This is a genomic window from Ideonella sp. P3_A4 (genome assembly GCF_056403075.1).
The window spans coordinates 1-3,914 of record NZ_JBFUGE010000565.1 but is presented as its reverse complement, the minus strand read 5'-3'; the positions used below and the strand labels follow the sequence as shown (position 1 = coordinate 3,914).

The window sequence follows — 3,914 nt, the reverse complement described above, 5'->3', positions numbered from 1 at the left end:
GAGCTGGATCGAGCGGCCCGCGGTGTTGATGCGGGCGCCGGCCGACAGGTGCACGCCGTTGTCACCTTGCAGCGTGACCTGGCCTGTGGGCATCACGATGCGGCCGCTCATGTCGACCGATTGCGCGGCGACGCTGAAGGCGCCACCGTCGAACAGCTCGAGCTGCGGCGTGGCGCCGGTGCCGGTGATGCGCACCTGGCCGGTGGTCTTGATCTCGTGCGACGCGCCGGCTTCCGCCGCGGTGATCGCCGGGCCCTGCATTGCCACGTTGTTCGAGGCGAGCAGTTGCCCATCGCCGACGAGGCTGATGCCGCGGTCGCCGACGAGGTTCAGTTGCGCTGCACCGGCGACGGCCACGTGGCCGGCACCCAGGCGCAGCTCGCCGCTGCCGCCCTGTGCGGTGGTCGCCTGCACGTTCAGCGTGCCGGCGCCGCCGGGCAGCACGCCGGGCGCATTGCCGGTGGTGTTGGTCAGCGTGACCGAGCCGGCGGTGACCTGCGCGGCCTGGGTGGCCTGGTTCACGTCGAGCACCGGCGTGTCGAGCACCAGCGCGTCGAGCGAGGCCGTGCCCAGTGAGGCGCCGCTGACGAAGCTCATGCGTTCGTAGGCGCGCAGCGTCAGGTGATCGGCCGCGCCCAGTGACGCGAGTTGCGCCGGCGTCAGCGTCAGCTTGTCGCCGACCGGGCCGCGTGCGCCGACGACCATTGCATTGCCCGAAATCAGCGCGTCGGTGGCGTGCAGCGCCGCGTCGTGGGCGATGTGGCTGCCGCCGCTGCTGTCGAGCACCAGGCTGCCCTTGGCGGTGTTGAAGGCGGCGTGTTCGCCGACATTCAGCGCGGCGGTGCTGCCGGCGCTGGTGCCGGTGCGCGTCAGGCCCGCTCCGGCGGAGGCTTCGACGCGCAATGCGGCGCCGTTGCCGCTGACCACGTAGTTGACTGGCGTGGCACTGCCGCTGTGGGCGCCGGGGGTGAAGACCGCGCCGTCGCGCACGTCGATCTGGTTCGTGGCCACTGCGACCAGGCCGGACAGCGTCAAGGCATCGGCGCCCTGGTCGAACACGACCGATTGGGCCTTCACGTCGAGCTGGGTGCCGCCTTCGGCCGCGCCGGCGGTGTTGCCGCCGAGGATTACCGTGCCGCCGCTGTACTGGTTCAGTTGCGCGGCGCTCAGGTGCAGCACGTTATCGTTGCTGGGGGCGGGCAGCGTGGCATCGACCTCGATCGCCGAGGCGACGATCTCCAGGCTGCCGGCCGAGCCGGTGTTGCCTTGCGCATCCTTGCCGCCGGCGAACAGGCCCTGGCCTTGCAGATCGGCCTGCTGGGCCTGGATCACCAGGCTGCCGCCATCACGCGGCAACTGCGGCGCCGCAACGCCGGCCTTGGCCGCCTTGTCGGCGAAGAACTTGGTCGCGCTGGTGCTGCGGATCTCGCTGTACTTCAGCGCGATGCCCTTGCTCATCACCTGCCACGTGCCGGGGCGCGCATCGGTGAACGAGGTGCCGGCGTCGGCCAGCCGCGCGCCGAGGTTGACCGAGCCATCGGTGCGCGCAACTGTGGTGCCGTCGGCCAGACCTTGGCTGCCGGCCACCGTGCGGACGAGGAAGGCGCCATCCAGCATCGCRTAGCGGGCCGGCATCAGCGTGTAGCGGCCCGGCTGCAAGACACTGCCATCGCCGAGCTTGACCGGTTGCGAGATGACGATCTGCTTGCCCAGCGCTGCTTCCGCCGCGGTGTAGGCGGGGTCGTGGGGGGCGAGGTCGCCACCGCGCGTCGGAACGATCGCATAGCTGCCATTGCCGCCGGCGAGGATGTCGGTCGAGCCGCCCTTGCCGGGAATGAACTCGGTGCCGATCAGGTCACCGCCGCCGCTGACATCGACCATCGAGCCTTCGGCCGTGCTGACCGACGCGCCGTCGAGCAGCACCTGCTTGTCTGGCGGCGTGTCGAGCGAGCTGCCGCTCGGCGAGGTCCAGCCGCCGCCGCCCGAATCGACCTGGCCGTAGAGGATCTGCAGGCCGTTGGCCGACACCGAGGTGACGCTGTCGCTGCCCAGGTTCAGCTGTTCGCTGGCGTGCAGCTCGATGTGGCCCATCGGCGCGCGCAGCACGCCGTCCTGCTCGATGGTGTCGGCGTTGACGATCAGGCTGCCGTGGGCCGACAGGGGGGTGCCGGCCTTCGCATCGCCGCCGGTGAAGGCCACGCGGCGGCCCTGCGCATTGATCGTGAAGCGGGTGTCGGTGGCCGGGTAGATCTGCGCGGCCGAGAAGGTGACGTCGGCCTGCGTCTCGAGCCCACCGGCGTATTGGCCGCTGACGAGGTTGTCGCGGCTTTGCAGTCGCATGTCACCGCCGGCGTTCAAGGCCAGCTGGCCGATGCCTTGGGTGGTGATGCTGCCGTCGAGCACCATGCCACTGCGCGAGTCGAGCGCGACGCTGGCAGTGCCGGTGCTGGCACTCAGCGTCTGCAGATCGCCGCTGCCGTTGAGGATGTCTTGCCGGTTCGTGCCCAGCCACAGGTTGCCGGCGCTCAAGTGCGACTGGGTGCCTTGTTCGGCCGACAGGCCGCGCGTCACCAGCTGCAGGTTGCGCGCGACCTGCAGATCGACGCTCTCCGACAGGCGCAACTCGCCGGCGGTCGCGAGCTTCAGGTCGCTCGCGCCGGAGGCCTTGAACCAATCGGTCGAGACAACCGCGCGGCCGCCGAGCTGTGTCGGGCCGGCGAGGTCGTCGGCGTTCATCGTGCCGGTCTCGTGGCGTGCGGCGCCGACGAGGTTCAGGGTGCGCGCATCGTAGGCGCCGGTGTCGCCATCCGAGAAGCTGGTGCGGCCGGCCATCTGCTGCACGCTCAAGGCGCCGCCGGTAACGCTGGCGCTACCGCCATGCAGGTCGACCGTGCCTTCGAGCCACAGGTCGCCATTGCCGGCGATGCTGACGCTGCCACCGGTGCTGGCCACCTGCTGGCGCGTGGTCCGCACGCCGGTGGCCGAGCGCTCGGTCACGTCGAGCGTGCCGACCGTGCCGCTGGCATCGAGCCGCGCGCCTTCCTGCAGCACCAGGCTGCCGAGGTGGCCGGCGGCGCGGCCGACCGTGAGGTTGATCGAACCGCCGGCCAGCACGCTGCCATGCAGCAGGCCGTCGGTCGTGTCGGGGGTGTAGAGCGTGGTGCCGGAGACGTCGATCACGCTGCCGGCGCCGAGCCACAGGTGGTTCGATTCGTCGCTGCCGTTGGCGGCCAAGCTCATCGACACCTTGCCGCCGTGGCTCTCGATGCGGCCGAAGTCCATCAGCCGGTGCGCGGCGCGAACGTCGACGGTGGCTTGCGGGCCGAGCTGCAGGTCGGCACCGGCGCCGATCGTCAGCACGCCGGTGCGGCCGCTGCTGTCGTCGCCACTGGTGTCGCCTGACGAAGCGAGGCTCAGGTTGGTGCCGGCGCGGCGCAGGCCGGACGCCACGCCGTCGGCCAATGCGGCGCTGGCGGTGTCGGCCGAGGCGACGTCACGCGAATGCACGGTGGCCTGGCGCACCGCCTGCACCGGGGCGATGCGCGTGCCCTCGGCGATGTCGAGTGACGCGCGGCCATCAAGCGCGAAGCTGCCGAAGCCGCCCTGGTCGAAAAAGTTGCTGCCGAGGTTGAGTGCGTCGTCGCGCGCATCGGCGCTGTTGTCCGAGACGACGATGCGGGCCGTCTTCAAGGTCAGCGAGCCGCCGCCGCTGGTGGCGCCGTTGCTCGATTGCGCCGAGTAGCCGCGCAGCGCGCCGTTCAGCTGCAGCGTCGGGTGGGTGGCGTCGTTCAGCGCGGTGAAATCCTGCAGCGTGATCGCGCCGGCGGCGGCGCCGGTGACCGCACCCTTCAGCGAGGTCGAGGCCCCGCCGGAAACGTCGATCACGCTGTCGTCGCCCAGGCGCACGCCGAAGC

General features: G+C 71.1%; 1 protein-coding gene. It reads right to left on the bottom strand.

Annotation, left to right across the window (positions count from 1 at the left end; all coding sequences use genetic code 11):
* Positions 1 to 3,914, bottom strand: a 3,914-nt coding sequence (locus tag AC1DYI_RS28995) for a beta strand repeat-containing protein (RefSeq protein ID WP_477207584.1), incomplete at both ends; no start/stop codon positions are given.